At 70.7% G+C, this 18,187-nt stretch carries 13 protein-coding genes; 8 read left to right on the top strand and 5 right to left on the bottom strand.

Features of this window, described 5'->3' with window-relative positions:
- Positions 1–404 precede the first annotated feature (404 nt).
- The 5 genes from ABZ806_RS24910 (at position 405) to ABZ806_RS24890 (ending at position 6,567) form a co-directional block, all read left to right on the top strand.
- The gene (locus ABZ806_RS24910) at positions 405–1,397 is read left to right on the top strand and encodes an ABC transporter permease (RefSeq protein ID WP_500219782.1); all 993 of its coding nucleotides are present in this window, start codon (positions 405–407) and stop codon (positions 1,395–1,397) included.
- A 43-nt stretch (positions 1,398–1,440) separates the two neighbouring features.
- A complete protein-coding gene (locus tag ABZ806_RS24905) occupies positions 1,441–3,210 on the top strand; it encodes an ABC transporter substrate-binding protein (protein ID WP_500219781.1) in 1,770 nt (589 codons plus the stop codon).
- 104 nt (positions 3,211–3,314) lie between these two features.
- Complete coding sequence (locus tag ABZ806_RS24900) at positions 3,315–4,334, top strand: ABC transporter permease (RefSeq protein WP_500219780.1); 1,020 nt, start codon at positions 3,315–3,317, stop codon at positions 4,332–4,334.
- Complete coding sequence (locus ABZ806_RS24895; protein WP_500219779.1) at positions 4,334–5,401, top strand: ABC transporter ATP-binding protein; 1,068 nt, start codon at positions 4,334–4,336, stop codon at positions 5,399–5,401. Before ABZ806_RS24900 ends, ABZ806_RS24895 begins: the two co-directional genes overlap by 1 nt.
- Positions 5,402–5,424: 23 nt before the next feature.
- Positions 5,425–6,567 carry an ABC transporter ATP-binding protein gene (locus ABZ806_RS24890; RefSeq protein ID WP_500219778.1) on the top strand — a complete coding sequence of 381 codons (1,143 nt, stop codon included), beginning with the start codon at positions 5,425–5,427 and terminating at the stop codon, positions 6,565–6,567.
- Positions 6,568–6,674: 107 nt separating this feature from the next.
- On the opposite strand, the gene ABZ806_RS24885 is transcribed toward ABZ806_RS24890, so the two are convergent.
- The 5 genes from ABZ806_RS24885 to ABZ806_RS24865 form a co-directional block, all read right to left on the bottom strand.
- Entirely contained in the window at positions 6,675–9,176 is a 2,502-nt protein-coding gene (locus ABZ806_RS24885; protein WP_500219777.1) for an ABC transporter permease, read from the bottom strand.
- Entirely contained in the window at positions 9,173–9,988 is an 816-nt protein-coding gene (locus ABZ806_RS24880) for an ABC transporter ATP-binding protein (protein ID WP_500219776.1), read from the bottom strand. The genes ABZ806_RS24885 and ABZ806_RS24880 overlap by 4 nt, the downstream gene beginning before the upstream one ends.
- Before the next feature lie 240 nt (positions 9,989–10,228).
- Positions 10,229–10,909, bottom strand: a complete 681-nt coding sequence (locus ABZ806_RS24875; RefSeq protein WP_500219775.1) for a response regulator — start codon at positions 10,907–10,909, stop codon at positions 10,229–10,231.
- A 165-nt stretch (positions 10,910–11,074) separates the two neighbouring features.
- A complete protein-coding gene (locus ABZ806_RS24870; RefSeq protein WP_500219774.1) occupies positions 11,075–12,298 on the bottom strand; it encodes a sensor histidine kinase in 1,224 nt (407 codons plus the stop codon).
- Positions 12,299–12,606: 308 nt separating this feature from the next.
- Positions 12,607–13,566 (bottom strand): RecB family exonuclease, encoded by a 960-nt coding sequence (locus tag ABZ806_RS24865; protein WP_500219773.1) that lies wholly within the window; start codon positions 13,564–13,566, stop codon positions 12,607–12,609.
- 117 nt (positions 13,567–13,683) lie between these two features.
- On the opposite strand from ABZ806_RS24865, the gene ABZ806_RS24860 reads away from it, so the two are divergent.
- From ABZ806_RS24860 to arc, 3 genes are all read left to right on the top strand, one after another.
- A complete protein-coding gene (locus ABZ806_RS24860; RefSeq protein ID WP_500219772.1) occupies positions 13,684–14,865 on the top strand; it encodes a M50 family metallopeptidase in 1,182 nt (393 codons plus the stop codon).
- Positions 14,866–14,971: 106 nt separating this feature from the next.
- Positions 14,972–15,982: a tRNA (adenine-N1)-methyltransferase gene (locus tag ABZ806_RS24855; RefSeq protein ID WP_500219771.1), complete on the top strand. Its 1,011-nt coding sequence runs from the start codon at positions 14,972–14,974 to the stop codon at positions 15,980–15,982.
- Positions 15,983–16,363: 381 nt separating this feature from the next.
- Positions 16,364–18,127, top strand: coding sequence for a proteasome ATPase (gene arc, locus ABZ806_RS24850; protein WP_500219770.1), 1,764 nt, complete (start codon positions 16,364–16,366; stop codon positions 18,125–18,127).
- Positions 18,128–18,187 lie beyond the last annotated feature (60 nt).

Raw genomic sequence — 18,187 nt, 5'->3', positions numbered from 1 at the left:
CCCCGAGCGGCGGGGGAGCCCCGGCCCGCCGCTATCCTGTGTCTTCTGCGGCCATGAGGGGCTGACCTGCGGAGAATCGGTCTCAGATCGGACTCGGTACGGTAAAGCTTGGTGGTCTGGACCGGCTTCGAGTTGCCTGACGGGGTGTAGTCGAACGTACTATTCGGGCGATTTGTCCGAAGTGGCGTTCGGCTGCGTGTGCCCCAGATGACGACGAGATCACAAGTCAGATACGGGTACTGGCCAAGCTCGCCTCACGGATGGACAGTCGTGCCCGAAGGACTACGTTTCCCTTCAGCAAACGCGGCGTAACGGGCACGGGGGCAGCGGATGATCTCCGCGGTCGCCGGTCGGACGCCGGCGGCATGGCCGAACCAGTGGCCGGACGGTAGGAGGTATGGAGCGTGGCCGCACCCATTGAGGTGACCGGGTCCGACACCGAGGCACAGCCCGAGGCGGTCCTCGCCGGTGTCGACAGCACGAAGATCCAGGGGCGCTCCCTCGGTCAGATCGCCTGGTTGAGGCTGAAGCGCGACAAGGTCGCGCTGACCGGCGCCGTCGTGGTCGTCCTGCTGATCCTGCTCGCGGTCTTCGGCCCGTACTTCGTGCAGAACCCGCTGGCGTACCACCAGAACCTGATCGACCCGACCTACAACCGGCCGAAGACCGGCTTCTGGCACTCGGGGATCAGCGGCGACCACTGGCTCGGCGTCGAACCGGGGACGGGCCGCGACATGCTGGCCCGCGTCGTGCACGGCGCCCGGATCTCGCTGCTGGTGTCGTTCCTGGCGACGCTGCTGTCGGTGGCCATCGGGACGGTCATGGGCATCACCGCCGGGTACTTCGGCGGCTGGGTCGACTACATCATCAGCCGGGCCATGGACGCCTTCCTCGCCTTCCCGCTGCTGCTGTTCGCGATCGCCCTGGTCGGCGTCGTGTCCGACGGGTCGTTCGGGCTGAACGGCAACGGACTGCGGGTCTCGGTACTGATCTTCGTGATCGGGTTCTTCAACTGGCCCTACATCGGCCGCATCATCCGCGGCCAGACGCTGTCGCTGCGCGAGCGCGAGTTCGTCGACGCCGCCCGGAGCATGGGCGCCAAGAACTCCTACGTGCTGTTCAAGGAAGTCCTGCCGAACCTGGTGGCGCCGATCCTGGTCTACTCGACCCTGCTGATCCCCACCAACATCCTGTTCGAGGCGGCGCTGTCGTTCCTCGGCGTCGGAGTGATCCCGCCGGCGCCGTCGTGGGGCGGCATGCTCACGCTGGCCGTGCCGATCTACTCCTCGGACCCGATGTACATGATCATCCCCGGTATGGCGATTTTCATCACCGTCCTCGCCTTCAACCTGTTCGGTGACGGGCTGCGGGACGCTCTCGACCCTCGGGCCAAGTGACTCGGGTCTATCCGACCCGTCTATTGAAGGGGTGCGCCTGCACATGAACAAAACGAGACCGATCGCGGTCTTCGCGGCCGGGGTGGCCGCAGCCGCGTTGCTCTCCGCCTGCGGCGGAGGCGACGAGTCGGGGAGCTCGGGGAGTGGCCCCGGCTACAACGCCGGCGTCAACGAGGTGGTCAACCAGTCCGACAAGAAGGGCGGCACGCTCAAGCTGGCCAGCTCCGACGACTGGGACTCGCCGGACCCCGGCGACACCTACTACGCGTTCTCGCAGGCTTTCGCGCGCCTGTACGGCCGTGGGCTGACCACGTTCAAGCCGGCCGCGGGCAAGGAGAGCCTGGAGGTCGTCCCGGACCTGGCGACCGACCTGGGCACGCCCAGCGAGGGCGGCAAGACCTGGACGTACAAGCTGCGGACCGGCGTCAAGTTCGATGACGGCACCACCGTCACCTCGAAGGACGTCAAGTACGCGGTCGAGCGCAGCAACTACACCAAGGAGCTGCAGCTCGGTCCGAAGTACTTCAAGCAGTACCTCATCGACAACAAGCCCGCGTACAAGGGTCCCTACGAGGACAAGAGCGACGAGGGCCTGAAGTCGATCGAGACCCCCGACGACCAGACGATCGTGTTCCACCTGAACACGGCGTTCTCGGAGTTCGACTACCTGGTCGCGATGTCGCAGACGATGCCCGTGCCGAAGGCCAAGGACACCGGCCTGAAGTACGCGAACTCGATCGTCTCCAGCGGCCCGTACAAGGTCGACAACTACACTCGCGGCAAGTCCATGACGCTGTCGCGGAACACGAACTGGAACCAGAGCACCGACCCGATCCGGAAGGCGCTGCCGGACAAGATCGAGGTCCAGCTCAAGCAGAACGCGGACGACATCGACCAGCGGCTGCTCGCCGGCACGCTGGACATGGACATCTCCGGCGTCGGCGTGCAGGCGGGCACCCAGCCCAAGGTGCTGGCCGACAACCAGAAGCCGTACGTGGACAACCCCGTCCAGGGCTTCCTGCGGTTCATGTCGCTGAACGTCCACGTGAAGCCGCTGGACAACGTGCACTGCCGCATCGCCGTGCAGTACGCGACGGACAAGGTCGCCGCGCAGACCGCCTACGGAGGCCCGCTGGCCGGCGGTGACGTCGCCACCACGGTGCTGCCCCCCACGGTCGACGGCTACACCAAGTTCGACCTGTACCCGCAGAAGCAGGCCGAGGGCGGCAACGGCCTCGACCAGGCCACCATGGACAAGGCCAAGGAGGAGCTGAAGGCCTGCGGCCAGCCCGACGGCTTCAGCACCAAGATCTCGGCCCGGTCCGACCGGCCGAAGGAAGTCGCGATGGCGCAGGCCATCCAGCAGAGCCTGGCCAAGGTCGGCATCAAGGTCGACATCGTGCAGTGGCCGGCCGGTGACTACTTCAACAAGTACGTCGGCGTGCCGGACTACGTCCACAAGCACAACGTCGGCATGATGATCATGGCGTGGGCGGCCGACTGGCCGACCGGCTACGGCTTCCTCGCCCAGATCGTCCACGGTGACGCCATCAAGCCCTCCGGCGGCACCAACCTGGCCGAGCTGGACGACCCCGCGATCAACAAGGGGCTCGACGACGCCATCGCCAACACCGACAAGGCGGCGCGCACGAAGGCGTACGGCGAGATCGACAAGCTGGTCATGCAGTCCGCCGCGGAGGTCCCGCTGATCTACGCCAAGGCGCTGATGTACCGGCCGAAGCGGGTCACCAACGTGGGGATCACCTACTCCTACGGCGGTATGTACGACTACCTGAACATGGGCGTGGAGTAACCATCCGCTCGTCCGTGCATGCATCTGAAGGCAGGTGAAGGCGACGCCCGCCGGCCGGGTCAGGACCTACAGGTCCGCCCGGCCGGCGGGTGGGGCCGAGGAATGTGCTCGCATACATCATCCGGCGCCTCATCGGTGCCGTCCTCATGTTGCTGCTGGTCAGCCTGGTGACCTTCGGCATCTTCTTCGGGCTGCCGAAGCTGGCGGGACAGACCACAGACCAGCTCGCGGCCGCCTACGTCGGCAAGGCGCCGACGGCCGAGGCGATCCAGGACACCAAAGAGCGGCTCGGCCTCGACAAGCCGATCGTGGTGCAGTACGGGAACTACCTGAAGGGCATCGTCGCCGGCAAGGACTACAAGGCCGGCCCGGTGACCGACCACTGCCCGGCGCCCTGCCTCGGCTACTCCTACCGCAGCAGCCAGCCGGTGCTCCAGACACTGCTCGACCGGGCCCCGGCGACCGTGTCGCTGGCCCTCGGCGCGGCGGTCATCTGGCTCATCGGCGGCATCAGCACCGGCGTGATCTCGGCACTGCGCCGCGGCACGCTCTGGGACCGCACCGCGATGATCATCGCGTTGAGCGGGGTGTCGCTGCCCATCTACTTCACCGGCCTGGTCTCGCTGGCGCTGTTCTCCTACACCCTCAAGATCTTCCCCGGCGGCGGCAGCTACCCTCCGGCGGGCATCACCGGCGACCCGGTCACCTGGTTCCAGTCGCTCGTCCTGCCGTGGGTGACGCTCGCGTTCCTGTACGCGGCGATGTACGCGCGGCTCACCAGAGCGGGCATGCTGGAGACGATGAACGAGGACTACATCCGCACCGCCCGCGCCAAGGGGCTGCCGGAGAAGACCGTCGTCACCAAGCACGCGCTGCGCGCCTCGCTGACGCCGATCCTCACGATCTTCGGCCTGGACCTCGGCCTGCTGCTCGGCGGCGCCGTGCTGACCGAGAACACCTTCGGCATCCCCGGGCTGGGCCAGCTCGCGATCAGCTCGATCAACGGCGGCGACCTGCCCATGGTGCTCGGCATCACGCTGATCACGGCGACCTCGATCGTCGGGATCAACCTGATCGTGGACCTGCTGTACGCCGTCGTCGACCCGAGAGTGAGGCTGAGCTGATGACCGGCACCGCGCCCGCCGCGGACACCGCGGACACCGGCGAGGCTCCCACCGCGTTCCTCGACGTCCGCGACCTGAGGATCCACTTCCCGACCGACGACGGCCTGGTGAAGTCGGTGGACGGCCTGTCGTTCCAGCTGGAGCGCGGCCGCACCCTCGGCATCGTCGGCGAGTCCGGCTCGGGCAAGAGCGTCACGAGCCTCGGCATCCTCGGCCTGCACAACAAGCGCAACGCCAGCGTGTCGGGCGAGATCTGGCTGAACGGCAAGGAGCTCGTCAACGCCTCGCAGTCCGAGGTGCGCCGGCTCCGCGGCCGCGACATGGCGATGATCTTCCAGGACCCGCTGTCGGCGATGCACCCGTTCTACACGGTCGGCAAGCAGATCATCGAGGCCTACCGGGTCCACAACGACGTGTCCAAGCAGGTGGCGCGCAAGCACGCCATCGAGATGCTCGGCCGCGTCGGCATCCCCAAGCCGGACAAGCGGGTCGACGACTACCCGCACCAGTTCTCCGGCGGCATGCGGCAGCGCGCCATGATCGCGATGGCGCTGTCGTGCGACCCCGAGCTGCTCATCGCCGACGAGCCGACCACGGCGCTGGACGTGACCGTCCAGGCGCAGATCCTGGACCTGATCCGCGACCTGCAGCAGGAGTTCAACTCCGCCGTCATCATGATCACCCACGATCTCGGGGTGGTCGCGGAGCTGTCGGACGACATCCTGGTCATGTACGCCGGCCGCGCCGCCGAGTACGCCGCGGTCGAGGACGCCTTCCACGCGCCGCTGCACCCCTACACGTGGGGGCTGCTCGGGTCGATGCCGCGCCTGGACCGCGAGCGCACCGAACGGCTCCAGCCGATCGAGGGGTCGCCGCCCAGCCTCATCAACGTCCCGTCCGGGTGCGCGTTCCATCCGCGCTGCCCCTACGTGGACCTCAACGGCGACAAGTGCACGACCGAGCGGCCGGAACTGGTCGAGGTCGTCCCCGGCCACAAGGCGGCGTGCCACCTCCCGCTGGAGAAGAAGCGCGAGATCTGGAACGACGAGATCCGGCCGAAGCTGTGACGAGCACGGGTGGGAACGAGACTGTGAACATTTCCAAGACCCCGGCCGACGCGACCCGTCCGGCCGCGGAGACCCGCCCCGCGCGGGACGGCGAGCCGCTGCTGGAGGTGGACAACCTCGGCAAGCACTTCCCCGTCACCGCGGGGCTGCTGCGCCGGCAGGTCGCGGCCGTCAAGGCCGTCGACGGCGTGTCGTTCTCGGTCCGCAAGGGCGAGACCCTCGGGCTGGTGGGGGAGTCCGGCTGCGGCAAGTCCACCACCGGCCGGATGATCATGCGGCTGCTGGAGCCGAGCTTCGGGCGGATCAGCTTCGAGGGGCAGGACATCACCAAGATGTCCCAGTCCCGGCTGCGGCCGCTCCGCCGCGACCTCCAGATGATCTTCCAGGACCCGTACTCGTCGCTGAACCCGCGCAAGACCGTCGGCGCGATCGTCGGGGCCCCGTTCCGGCTGCAGAACATCGAGGCCAAGCAGGGCGTCAAGAAGGCCGTCCAGGAGATCCTGGAACTCGTCGGCCTGAACCCCGAGCACTACAACCGCTACCCGCACGAGTTCTCCGGCGGGCAGCGGCAGCGCATCGGCATCGCCCGCACCCTCGCCCTCAAGCCGAAGCTGATCATCGCGGACGAGCCGGTGTCGGCGCTGGACGTGTCGGTGCAGGCGCAGGTCGTCAACCTGCTGGAGGACCTGCAGGACGAACTCGACCTCACCTACGTCGTCATCGCGCACGACCTGTCGGTCGTCCGGCACATCTCCGACCGCGTCGCCGTCATGTACCTCGGCAAGATCGTCGAGGTCGCCGACCGCGCGGACCTGTACCAGCGGCCCATGCACCCCTACACCACCGCGCTGCTGTCGGCGGTGCCGATCCCGGACCCGAGCCAGCGCGACTCGCGCACCCGGATCCGGCTGCAGGGCGACGTGCCGAGCCCGATCGACCCGCCGCCCGCCTGCCGCTTCCACACCCGCTGCTGGAAGGCGCAGGACATCTGCAAGCAGGTCGAGCCGCCGCTGGTCGAGCTCAGCCCCGGCCACCAGGCCGCCTGCCACTTCCCGGAGAACACCACGGTCAGCGCCACCGACGCGGTCGCCAAGGCCGCGGTGGCGCCGGGCGCGGCCCCCGCGGACGAGGCCCCCGCGGAGACCTCCGAACCCGCGGCCGAGTAGGACGCCGCCGGACCTTCCCCTCCGGCGCTCCTGCACACCGGAAGGCCCGGACCCCTCCACACGGAGGAGTCCGGGCCTTCCGCGCGTCCGCGGCCCGGCGCCGCCGGCTACTCGGTCGAGATGGCCTTCAGGACGTCCATGCGCCCCGCCCGCCACGCCGGCCACAGCGCCGCCACCACACCGATCACCGCGGCCACCACCAGGTACACCGCCAGCGTCCCGTACGGGACGGCCAGGACCCCGAGGCCCTGGTCGGCGAGCGCGTTCTGCAGTGCCGCGCCGAACGCCACCCCGATGCCCATGCCGAGCACCGCGCCGAACACCGCGATCATGATGGACTCCAGCCGGATCATCCGGCGCAGCTGCCGCCGGGAGATCCCGATCGCGCGCAGCAGCCCGATCTCCCGGGTCCGCTCGATCACCGACAGCGCCAGGGTGTTCACCACCCCGACCGCCGCGATGACCACCGACATGATCAGCAGGATCGTCAGGAACGTCACGAACCCGTCGACCTGCTTGCGGGCGTCGTCCTTCAGCGTCGCCTGGTCGGCGACCTCCAGGTTCGGATACGCCTGCACCGCCGACTCCAGCGCCGCCTTCGTCGACGCGTCCGCCTGCTGCGCGTCGACCACCACGATCCCGACGGTGGGCCGCACCGCGTGCCGCAGGTGCGCCTGCTGCGAGATCAGCCGCGGCCCGATCAGGTCGCTCTTGGCGTACACGCCCGACAGCGTCAGCCGCTCGGTCCGCCCGTCGGCGAACCGCATCGGCACCGCCGTCCCGACCGTCCAGCCGCGGTCCTTCGCGGTGTCCTCGTCGACCATGATCGACGCCGGCCCGGCCGACGCCGAACCCGACTCCAGCTTCAGCCGGGCCGCCTTGGCCAGCGCCGGCAGGTCGCCCGCGACGTAGTAGACGTCCTTGCCGTCGATCTCGGCCTTCGCGTCGTAGGTCGGCGACACCGCCCGCACCCCCGGCGTCTGCCTGATCCGCTGCTGGGCCTCGGCGTTCACCCCGCCCGGGCCCTGCGACTGCACCAGGTAGTCGGCGCCGAACTGCGCGTCCACCTGCTCGTCGATCGACGCCCGCATCGTCGCGCCCAGCACGTTCACCGTCGTGATCAGCGCCAGGCCGATCATCAGCGCCGCCGCCGTCGCCGCGGTCCGCCGCGGGTTGCGCAGCGCGTTCTGCCGCGCCAGCCGCCCCGGGGACCCCATCAGCCGCGCGGCCGGCGCCCCGAGCACCTTCAGCACCGGGACGCTGATCACCGGGGCGAGCATCGCCACGCCGATGAACACCCCGAACGCGCCCGCGCCGACCGGGATCGCCGGGTTGTCGCCGCCGCCCGCCAGGCCCACGCCGATCAGGCCCGCACCGGCCAGGGTCAGCAGCGACCCGAGCGCCACCCGGATCCGCAGCGACCGCTGCGGCAGCCCCACGTCGTCGCGCATCGCCGCGACCGGCGGGATCTTCGCGGCGCGCCGCGCCGGGAAGTACGCCGACACCACGGTCACCACGATCCCGACCGCGTACGACCAGATCACCGGCGTCGCGGTGAACGTCAGGCCGCCCTGCCCGGCATCGCCCACCTGCGACTGCAGCAGCGACGCCAGCCCCGCCCCGGCCGCCAGGCCCAGCGTCGACCCGACCACGCCGACCGCGACGGCCTCGCCGATCACCGCCCGCGTCACCTGCCCGCGGGCCGCGCCGACCGCGCGCAGCAGCGCCAGCTCACGGGTCCGCTGCGCGACCAGCATCGAGAACGTGTTGAAGATGATGAACGCCCCGACGAAGATCGAGATCAGCGCGAACACCAGCAGGAACGTCCGGAAGAAGCTCATCATCTGCGCGATGTCGCTCTTGGACTCCTCGCGCAGCTTCTCCCCGGTGACGGCCTCCATGCCCTGCGGGAGGACCTTCGCCACCCGGTCCCGCAGTTCCTGCTCGGACGGGCCGGTGGAGCCCATCTCGATGTCGCTGAAGTAGCCGGGCTTCAGCATCAGCTTCTGCGCCGTCGGCGTGTCGAACCCGGTGAGCGTCGCGCCCATCAGGTTCCCGCCGTCGACCAGCCCGACGATCGTCATGCGGGCGGGCGGGCCCGCGGTGAGCACCTGCGCGACGTCCCCGACGGCCAGACCGCCCTTCTCCGCGGTGTTCGCGTCGATGACGACCTCGCCCGGCCCCCGCGGCGCCCGGCCCGACGCCAGGTCGTACTCCCCGCCGTCCGTCCAGTTCGTGCCGATCTGCGGCGGGCCGTTCTGCGCCGTCCCGACGATCTTGCCGTCCTTGCCGACGACCGCCGCGTACCCGGCGACGTTCCCCTTCGGATCCTTGACGCCCTCGACGCCCCGCAGCGCCTTCAGCACCGCCGCCGGCACCGGCTGCGCCGCCGTCCCGTCGCCGTCGCCGCCCACGACCTTCGTGGCCCGCACGTCCACGGCCACGTTCGCGCCGACCTTGCTGAACAGGTCGTCGAACTGCTTGTTCATGCTGTCGGTGAAGATCAGCGTGCCCGCCACGAACGCCACGCCGAGGATCACCGCGACCGCCGTCAGCACCAGCCTGATCTTGTGCGCCGCGAGATTGCGGAGCGTGACCCTGCCCATCATCGCGCCGAGACCTCCGCGTCCGCGGCGGGACGGGCCGCGGCGTCGAAGTTCTTCATCCGCTCCAGCACCCGCTCCGCCGTCGGCTCCGCCATCGTGTCGACGATCTGCCCGTCCGACAGGAACAGCACCTGGTCGGCGTACGCCGCCGCGGACGGGTCGTGCGTCACCATCACGATCGTCTGGCCCATCCGCCGCACCGAGTCGCGCAGGAACCCCAGCACCTCCGCGCCCGACCGCGAGTCCAGGTTCCCCGTCGGCTCGTCCGCGAAGATGATCTCCGGGCGGGACGCCAGCGCGCGGGCGCACGCCACCCGCTGCTGCTGACCGCCCGACAGCTCGCTCGGCCGGTGCTTCAGCCGCGGCCGCAGCCCCACCGTGTCGATCACGGTGTCCAGCCACTCCCGGTCGGCCCGGCGGCCCGCGATGTCCATCGGCAGGGTGATGTTCTCCAGCGCCGTCAGCGTCGGCACCAGGTTGAACGCCTGGAAGATGAAACCGATCTTGTCGCGGCGCAGCCGCGTCAGCTGCTTGTCCTTCAGCGCCGTCAACTCGGTCCCGCCGATGAACACCTGCCCGGAGTCCACCGAGTCCAGCCCCGCCATGCAGTGCATCAGCGTCGACTTCCCCGACCCCGACGGACCCATGATCGCCGTGAACCGGCCGCGGGGAATGCCGGCCGTGACCCCGTCGAGGGCGACGACCTGCGCGTCGCCGCGCCCGTACACCTTCGCGATCTGCTGGGTCCGTGCGGCGAAGTCGCCCGCCCCGGGCGCGGAGCCCGCGCCGGCGGTCGAAGGGGCGGTGTTGGTCACGTGAAGCTCCCGTGTGTGAGTGGTCGAATGCGCCCGGACCGCGATGGAACCCCCGGCGATCCGACACCCAGAACACTAGAAGCCCCGCGAACCCGGCGGATGCACCCCCGGAACGGACTTCACCGTCCACCTACGGCAGGAGACGCCCTCTCCCCGTCGTACTCCGGGAGTAGACCCCCGACCCCGAACCTCAGGGATCCCTCAGGGACGGGCCCCGGAACCCGCCGGGGCCCGCAGCCGTCAACCCTGCCCCGGCCTGCTCAAACCCGTCTCGTAGGCGTACACGACCGCCTGCACCCGGTCCCGCAGCCCGAGCTTCGCCAGCACGTTCCCCACATGCGTCTTCACGGTCGTCTCGCTCACCACCAGCTCCGCCGCGATCTCCGCGTTCGACTGGCCCCGCGCCACATGCGCCAGCACCTCGCGCTCCCGGACCGTCAGCGTGTCCAGCCCCGGCGGCGGCGACTGGTCCCGCACCGCCGGCAGCCGCGTCGCGAACTTGTCCAGCAGCCGCCGCGTCACGCTCGGCGCCACGATCGCGTCGCCCTCCGCCACGATCCGGATCGCCTGCACCAGGTCCTCCGGCGGCGAGTCCTTCAGCAGGAACCCGCTCGCCCCCGCCCGCACCGCCTCGATCACGTACTCGTCCAGATCGAACGTCGTCAGGATCAGCACCTTCGGATCGTGCGACGCCGCACCCTCCCGGATGATCCGCCGGGTCGCCTCGATCCCGTCGACCCCCGGCATCCGGATGTCCATCAGCACCACGTCCGGCAGCAGCGACCGCGTCAGCTCCACCGCGGCCGCACCGTCCCCCGCCTCACCGACCACCGCGATGTCGGCCTCGGCCTCCAGGATCAGCCGGAACCCCGTCCGCAGCAGCGGCTGGTCGTCGACCAGCAACACCCGCACCGCCGTCATCGCGCCACCCCGCCGTGCCGCACCGCGCCGCCGTGCCGCACCGCGCCGGCGGACCGCCGCCGCGCCACCGCCGGCCGTCGCCCGGGTCGCCCCATCGTCACCGCTCCTCGCCTCACGACGCTCCCGCCCTCGCCTCGGCCCACCGGCGTCCCGCCGGCCGGCACCTCACGCCTCCAGCGGGAAACGAGCCCGCACACCGAACCCGCCGCCGACCCGCGGCCCGATCCTCAACTCGCCACCGTACAGCGCCACACGCTCGTACATGCCGACGAGCCCATGACCCGGATTGTCCCCGTTCCCGGCCATGAACGTCGCCGTGCCCCGCCCGTCGTCCTCGATCTCCACCGTCAGGTCGTCGTCCCCGTAGTACAGCCGCACCCACGCCCGCGCCTGCGGCCCCGCATGCTTCAACGTGTTCGTCAGCGCCTCCTGGATCAGCCGGAACGCCGCCACGTCCACCCCCGGCGACGGCGGCCGCGCCTCACCCTCGATCCATAGCTGCACCGACAGGCCCGTCTCCCGCACATGGTCCAGCAACTCCCCGAGATCGCCCAGACCCGGCTGCGGCGCCAGCTCCCGGCCCGCCTGCTCGGCGTCCCGGTCCGTCCGCAGCACCCCCACGATCCGCCGCATCTCGCTCAGCGCCGTCCGCCCGACCTCCTCGATCGTCGACATCGCCTCCCGCGCGCTCCCCGGATCCCGGTCGATGATCCGCCGCGCCGCCCCCGCCTGCACCGTCATCACGCTCACATGGTGCGCCACCACATCGTGCAGCTCCCGCGCGATCCGCGAACGCTCCTCGATCCGCGCCGCGCGCGCGTCCGTCCCCCGCGCCCGCTCCAGCCGCGCCGCCCGGTCCTCCAGCTCCGTGAAGTACGCCCGCCGCAGCCGCAGGTTCCGGCCCAGCATCCACACGCCGATCACCAGCGCCGAATCGGTGATCACCACCACCGGCTCCGACGACACCGGCAGGAGCAGCAGGTACACCAGGAAGTACACGAACGACACCAGCCCGCCGAGGGCGCTCTGCGCCAGCCCCCGGTGCGCCGCCACGCTGTACACCGCGATCAGGAACGCCACCACGTCCGGCACCGCCGGCGGATACTGCACCACCGCCATCGCCGTCTCACCGGCGATGATGAACAGCAGCACCGGCAGCGGACGCACGCGCCGCAGCGCCAGCGCCATCGTCACCACGACGACCAGCAGCCCGTTCCACACGTCCGGCGCCCGGAACCCCGCGAAATCCCCGCCGTCCGGCAGCTCCTGCAGGTACAGCTGCGGCAGTCCCGCCAGCAGCAACCCGGCCGCGAGCAGCGCGTCAGCCGCCTGCGGACGCGCCTGCAGCCAGGCACGGGCGGCATGAAGACCACGGATGCGGGGTGACACGCCACTCACCCTAGGAGGTCGCAGCAGGTCCCGGCCCCTCCTGAACGCGGATCCGCCGTCATCCCCAAGGATGAGCCCGCCACGCCCGCGGAACGACGCCCGCAGCCCCCCGGACGCCCCAGTTCGCGCCCCCTGAAGACCCCGCGTCCACGCGCCCTGCAAATCTCCGTGTCCCCGCGCCCGACAGGTCCCGGTGTTCCCTGCAGGTCTCCCGTGTTCCGCACCCCACAGGTCCCCGCGTTCCCGTGCCGTGCCGTGCCGTTCGCGCCGTCCGGGTCGGTGCCCTACGGGTCCCCGTGTCGCGCGCTCTACAGGTCTCCGTGTTCCCGCGCCGTGCCGTCCGCGGCGTCCGGGTCGGTGCCCTCCAGGTCCGCCGGGGACGGGCGGCGCACCGGGACCGCCGGCAGCGGCGGGGGAGTGCCCCCGAACTCCGGGCACCGCTCCTTATGGTCGCACCAGTCGCACAGCCGACCCGCCCGCGGCCGCCACTCGCCCGTGTCCATCGCCCGCCGGATCGCCTGCCACAGCGCCTCCACCTTCCGCTGCGTCGCCCGCAGATCCGCCTCGTCCGGCTCGTACCGCAGCACCTCGCCGTTCCCCAGGTACATCAGCTGCAGCAACCGCGGCACCCGGCCCCGCAGCCGCCACAGCACCAGCGCGTAGAACTTCATCTGGAACAGCGCGCGCGCCTCGAAGTCCGCCCGCGGCGCCGTCCCCGTCTTGTAGTCCACGATCCGCACGTCGCCGCTCGGCGCCACGTCCACCCGGTCGATGTACCCCCGCAGCTTGAGCCCCGACTCCAGCACCGTCTCCACGAACAGCTCCCGCTCCGCCGGCTCCAGCCGCCGCGGATCCTCCAGCGTGAAGTACCGCTCCACCATCCGCCGCGCCTGAGCCAGCCACTGCGCCCGCTCCGCGTCCCCGGCGTCCCCCTCCGCGAACAGCCCCGAGAGCTCCGGCTCCGCCGCCAGCAGCCGCTCCCACTCCGGCGCCAGCATCTCCAGCGCCGCCGCCGGCGTCCGCCCGCCCGTCGGCAGGTCGAACAGCCGCTCCAGCACCGCGTGCACCAGCGTCCCCCGCACCGCCGCCGCGCTCGGACGCTCCGGGATCCGATCGATCACCCGGAACCGGTACAGCAGCGGACACGTCATGAAATCGCCCGCACGGGACGGCGACAACGACCCCACCACCGCGACGTCCCCCGCGCCCCCGCCGCCGCCCCGCGCGGACGGAACGGACGCCTCACTACCCGCCTCGGTCGTCGTCATGGCACAGCAGACTAGGCGACACCCCCGACGAAAATCCCGCACCCGCCCGCACCGGCCCGCCCGCACCGGCCCGGCGGCGGGGCACAGCCCGCCTGCCGGGGCCGTAGCATCAAAGGCGTGACACACAGCGCGCCCCCGACCCAGGGCAAGAAACCGGCCGGGGCCCCCGGCCCCGACGACGGCCGCACCCCGCGACCCGGCCTCTCCATGGGCCGCGTGTTCGGCGTCCCCGTCTACGTCTCGCCCAGCTGGTTCCTGGTCGCCGTCCTCGTCACCGTCATGTTCGAAGGCCAGGTCAACGACGTCGTCGAACGCCCCCTCAGCTACCTCGTCGCCTTCACCTACGCCGTCCTGCTCTACGGCTCCGTCTTCGTCCACGAGCTCAGCCACGCCGTCACCGCCCGCATCTTCGGGCTCCCCGTGCGCTCCGTCACCCTGCACGTCCTCGGCGGCGAGACCGCCATCGAACGCGAAGCCCCCACCCCCGGCCGCGAATTCCTCATCGCCTTCGCCGGCCCCCTCACCAACCTCGTCCTCGCCGGACTCGGCCTCCTCGCCCACGCCACCCTCCCGCTCCCCGACGTCGCGCTGCTCCTCCTCGAGGCCCTCACCTTCGCCAACCTCCTGGTCGGCCTGTTCAACCTCCTGCCCGGCCTCCCCCTCGACGGCGGCCGCCTCGTCCGCGCCGCCGTCTGGAAGGTCACCGGACGCAGCCGCAGCGGCGGCATCATCGCCGGCTGGGTCGGCCGCGCCGTCGCGATCGGCTGCCTCGTCGCCGGCGCCTACCTCGCCACCTACACCACCGCCGACAACGGCGGCATCGGCTGGCTCGCCCTTCTGTGGTCCGCCCTCATCGCGTCCTTCATCTGGGTCGGCGCCACCCAGGCCATCCGCGCCGAACGCGTCCGCGACCGCATCCCCCTGCTGTCGGCCCGCGGCCTCGCCCGCCGCGCCGCCCTCGTCAGCGCCGACACCCCCCTCGCCGAGGCGATCCGCCGCGCCCACGCCGACCACGCCGGCGCCATCGTCATCGCCGACCACGACGGCCGGCCCCTCGGCCTCGTCAACGAGAAGGCCGTCACCGCCACCCCCGAGCAGCGCCGCCCCTGGATCACCGCCGGCGAACTCTCCCGCGGCATCCACGACGACCTCACCCTCCCCGCCGACATCACCGGCGACGACCTCCTCGACGCCCTCCGCCGCGCCCCCGCGTCCGAATACCTCCTCGTCGAACCCGACGGCCGCGTCTACGGCGTCCTCGCCGTCGCCGACGTCGACCGCGCCTTCACCGGGATCTGACCCGAACCCCGACCCCCGCCCCGCCCCGCCGCGCCTCGCCGCGGCCCTCCGGCGACCGATCCGCCGCGGCCCGACCGCACCGCGCCCGCCGATAACCTTGACCCCCATGAGCGAACCCCAGCCGAACGGCCCCGCGCACGCCCCCGGCCGCACCCCCCACGGCCCCTTCCGCCCCGGCGACCAGGTTCAGCTCACCGACCCCAAGGGCCGCATCAACACCATCACCCTCCAGCCCGGCAAGCTCTACCACTCCCACAAGGGCTCCATCCCCCACGACGACGTCATCGGCAGCCCCGAGGGCACCGTCTTCCGCTCCACCGGCGGCATCGAATACCTCGCCTTCCGCCCCCTCCTCGCCGACTTCACCCTCCGCATGCCCCGCGGCGCCGCCGTCGTCTACCCCAAGGACGCCGCCCAGATCATCGCCATGGCCGACATCTTCCCCGGCGCCCGCGTCATCGAGGCCGGCGCCGGATCAGGCGCCCTCACCTGCTCCCTCCTGCGCGCCGTCGGCGAACACGGCCTCATCTCCTCCTACGAGCGCCGCCCGGACTTCGCCGACATCGCCCGCGGCAACGTCGAGAAGTTCTTCGGCGGCCCCCACCCCGCCTGGCGCCTCACCGTCGGCTCCCTCGAGCACGCCCTCACCGAGACCGACGTCGACCGCGTCGTCCTCGACATGCTCGCCCCCTGGGAGACCCTCGACGCCGTCGCCAAGGCCCTCGTCCCCGGCGGCATGGTCTGCGCCTACATCGCCACCACCACCCAGATGTCCCGCGTCGTCGAAGACCTCCGCGCCCACGGCAACTTCGCCGAGCCCTACGCCTTCGAGACCATGCTCCGGTCCTGGCACGTCGACGGCCTCGCCGTCCGCCCCGACCACCGCATGGTCGGCCACACCGGCTTCCTCGTCACCGCCCGCCGTCTCGCCGACGGCGTCACCCCGCCCGCCCGCCGCCGCCGGCCCGCCAAGGGCGCCCACCCCGGCACCGGCACCGCACCCGGCACCGCACCCGGCACCGCATCCGGCAGCGACGCCACGCCCGGCAGCGAAGCACCCGGCGCCGACGCCACGCCCGGTGCCGACGCCACGCCCGGCGACTCCGCCGAGTCGTAGATCACACGCGGTGCCGCGGACGGCCGCCCGGCACCCGGACGGCCACCCCGGCCCGTCACCGTCCGTCACCGGCACCCCGCCCCACCTGCCCCCGCCCCGTCCCGCCGCGCCGCGACGCGCCGCACCCGCGGCCCGCGTCCCCGAGAGTCACCGCACATCCACACGACTCGGCAAACCTCGCACCACGACACGCCCGGACACACGAACCCGCAGGTCCGCGCCCCGTAACCCCCCGCCCCGCAGCACCCCCGCGGCACCCCTCCCGACCCTCCCGGAAGGCCCCCGCACGACAGGAACACCGAATGGGCAGGTTACGGAAGCCCTCCAGATAGGTAGGGTCTCAGTAGGTCGTCGGCTCTCTTCGTGAGGAGGTGACGGGGCGTGGCCGCTCGTGACGATGCTGGGGCGCGCAGGGCGCAGCACGAAAAGGAGGTCAGGGACCTCCAAACGCAGATCTCCTTCCTGGAGGAGGAGATCTCCGTGCTGCGCCGCAAGCTCGCGGAATCCCCGCGCCAAGTACGCGTACTAGAAGAACGCCTCCATGAGGCACAGGCGAACCTGGCCGCCGTAACCGGCCAGAACGAGCGACTCGTAGCGACCCTCAAAGAGGCTCGCGAACAGATCGTGGCGCTCAAGGAGGAGGTCGACAGGCTCGCACAACCACCATCCGGATTCGGCGTCTTCCTCGAAACCCGCGACGACGGAACGGTCGACATCTTCACCGGCGGACGCAAACTCCGCGTGAACGTCAGCCCCACCGTCGACATCGAGGAACTCCAGCGCGGCCAGGAGGTCATGCTCAACGAGGCCCTCAACGTCGTCGAAGCACTCGCCTTCGAGGAGCAGGGCGAAGTCGTCATGCTCAAGGAGCTCTTCGACGACGGCGAACGCGCCCTCGTCATCGCGCACGCCGACGAGGAACGCGTCGTCAAACTCGCCGAACCGCTCCGCGGGGTACCCCTCCGCGCCGGCGACTCGCTCATGCTCGAATCCAGGTCCGGCTACGCCTACGAGAAGATCCACAAGGCCGAGGTCGAAGAACTCGTCCTCGAAGAGGTCCCCGATATCTCCTACAACGAGATCGGCGGCCTCGGCTCCCAGATCGAAATGATCCGCGACGCCGTGGAACTTCCCTACCTGCACGCCGACCTCTTCCGCGAACACCAGCTCAGGCCACCCAAGGGCGTCCTCCTCTACGGACCCCCCGGATGCGGCAAGACGCTCATCGCCAAGGCCGTCGCCAACTCGCTGGCCAAGAAGGTCGCCGAGCAGACCGGCGCCGAGGGCAAGAGCTTCTTCCTCAACATCAAGGGCCCCGAGCTGCTCAACAAGTACGTCGGAGAGACCGAGCGGCACATCCGGCTCGTCTTCCAGCGCGCCCGCGAAAAGGCGTCCGCCGGAACCCCCGTCATCGTCTTCTTCGACGAGATGGACTCCATCTTCCGCACCCGCGGCTCCGGAGTCTCCTCCGACGTCGAGAACACCATCGTCCCGCAGCTCCTCAGCGAGATCGACGGTGTCGAGGGCCTGGAGAACGTCATCGTCATCGGCGCGTCCAACCGCGAGGACATGATCGACCCCGCGATCCTGCGCCCCGGCCGGCTCGACGTCAAAATCAAGATCGAACGACCCGACGCCGAAGCGGCCAAGGACATCTTCTCCAAGTACATCCTCAGCGGACTCCCGCTCCACCCCGACGACCTCAAGGAGCACGGCGGCTCCGAAGAGGCCACCGTCGAGGCCATGATCCAGCGGACCGTCGAGCGCATGTACACCGAGACCGAGGAGAACCGCTTCCTGGAGGTCACCTACGCCAACGGCGACAAGGAAGTCCTGTTCTTCAAGGACTTCAACTCCGGCGCCATGATCCAGAACATCGTCGACCGCGCCAAGAAGATGGCCATCAAGCAGTTCCTCGACACCGGCCAGAAGGGGCTGCGCGTCAGCCACCTCCTCGCCGCCTGCGTCGACGAGTTCAGCGAGAACGAGGACCTGCCCAACACCACCAACCCCGACGACTGGGCCCGCATCTCCGGGAAGAAGGGCGAGCGGATCGTCTACATCCGCACCCTCGTCTCCGGAACCAAGGGCGCCGAGGCCGGACGGTCCATCGACACCGTCGCCAACACCGGCCAGTACCTGTAGCGCCCCGCACCATGACCGAAACCGCGCGGCGGCCTCCCGGAAGGGGGGCCGCCGCGCCCA

The sequence above is a fragment of the Spirillospora sp. NPDC047418 genome, assembly GCF_040643275.1.
In the GTDB taxonomy this organism is placed as follows: Bacteria; Actinomycetota; Actinomycetes; order Streptosporangiales; family Streptosporangiaceae; genus Spirillospora.
Note: the sequence above shows the minus strand (reverse complement) of the source record. Positions and strands in the feature narration are given on the sequence as shown.

What these genes read in the sequence shown, in the direction of transcription:
- ABZ806_RS24885 (WP_500219777.1), bottom strand. Translation starts at nt 9,176, where the DNA reads ATGATGGGCAGGGTCACGCTCCGCAATCTCGCGGCGCACAAGATCAGG.
- ABZ806_RS24865 (WP_500219773.1), bottom strand. Translation starts at nt 13,566, where the DNA reads ATGACGACGACCGAGGCGGGTAGTGAGGCGTCCGTTCCGTCCGCGCGG.
- ABZ806_RS24895 (WP_500219779.1), top strand. Translation starts at nt 4,334, where the DNA reads ATGACCGGCACCGCGCCCGCCGCGGACACCGCGGACACCGGCGAGGCT.
- ABZ806_RS24855 (WP_500219771.1), top strand. Translation starts at nt 14,972, where the DNA reads ATGAGCGAACCCCAGCCGAACGGCCCCGCGCACGCCCCCGGCCGCACC.
- ABZ806_RS24905 (WP_500219781.1), top strand. Translation starts at nt 1,441, where the DNA reads ATGAACAAAACGAGACCGATCGCGGTCTTCGCGGCCGGGGTGGCCGCA.
- ABZ806_RS24875 (WP_500219775.1), bottom strand. Translation starts at nt 10,909, where the DNA reads ATGACGGCGGTGCGGGTGTTGCTGGTCGACGACCAGCCGCTGCTGCGG.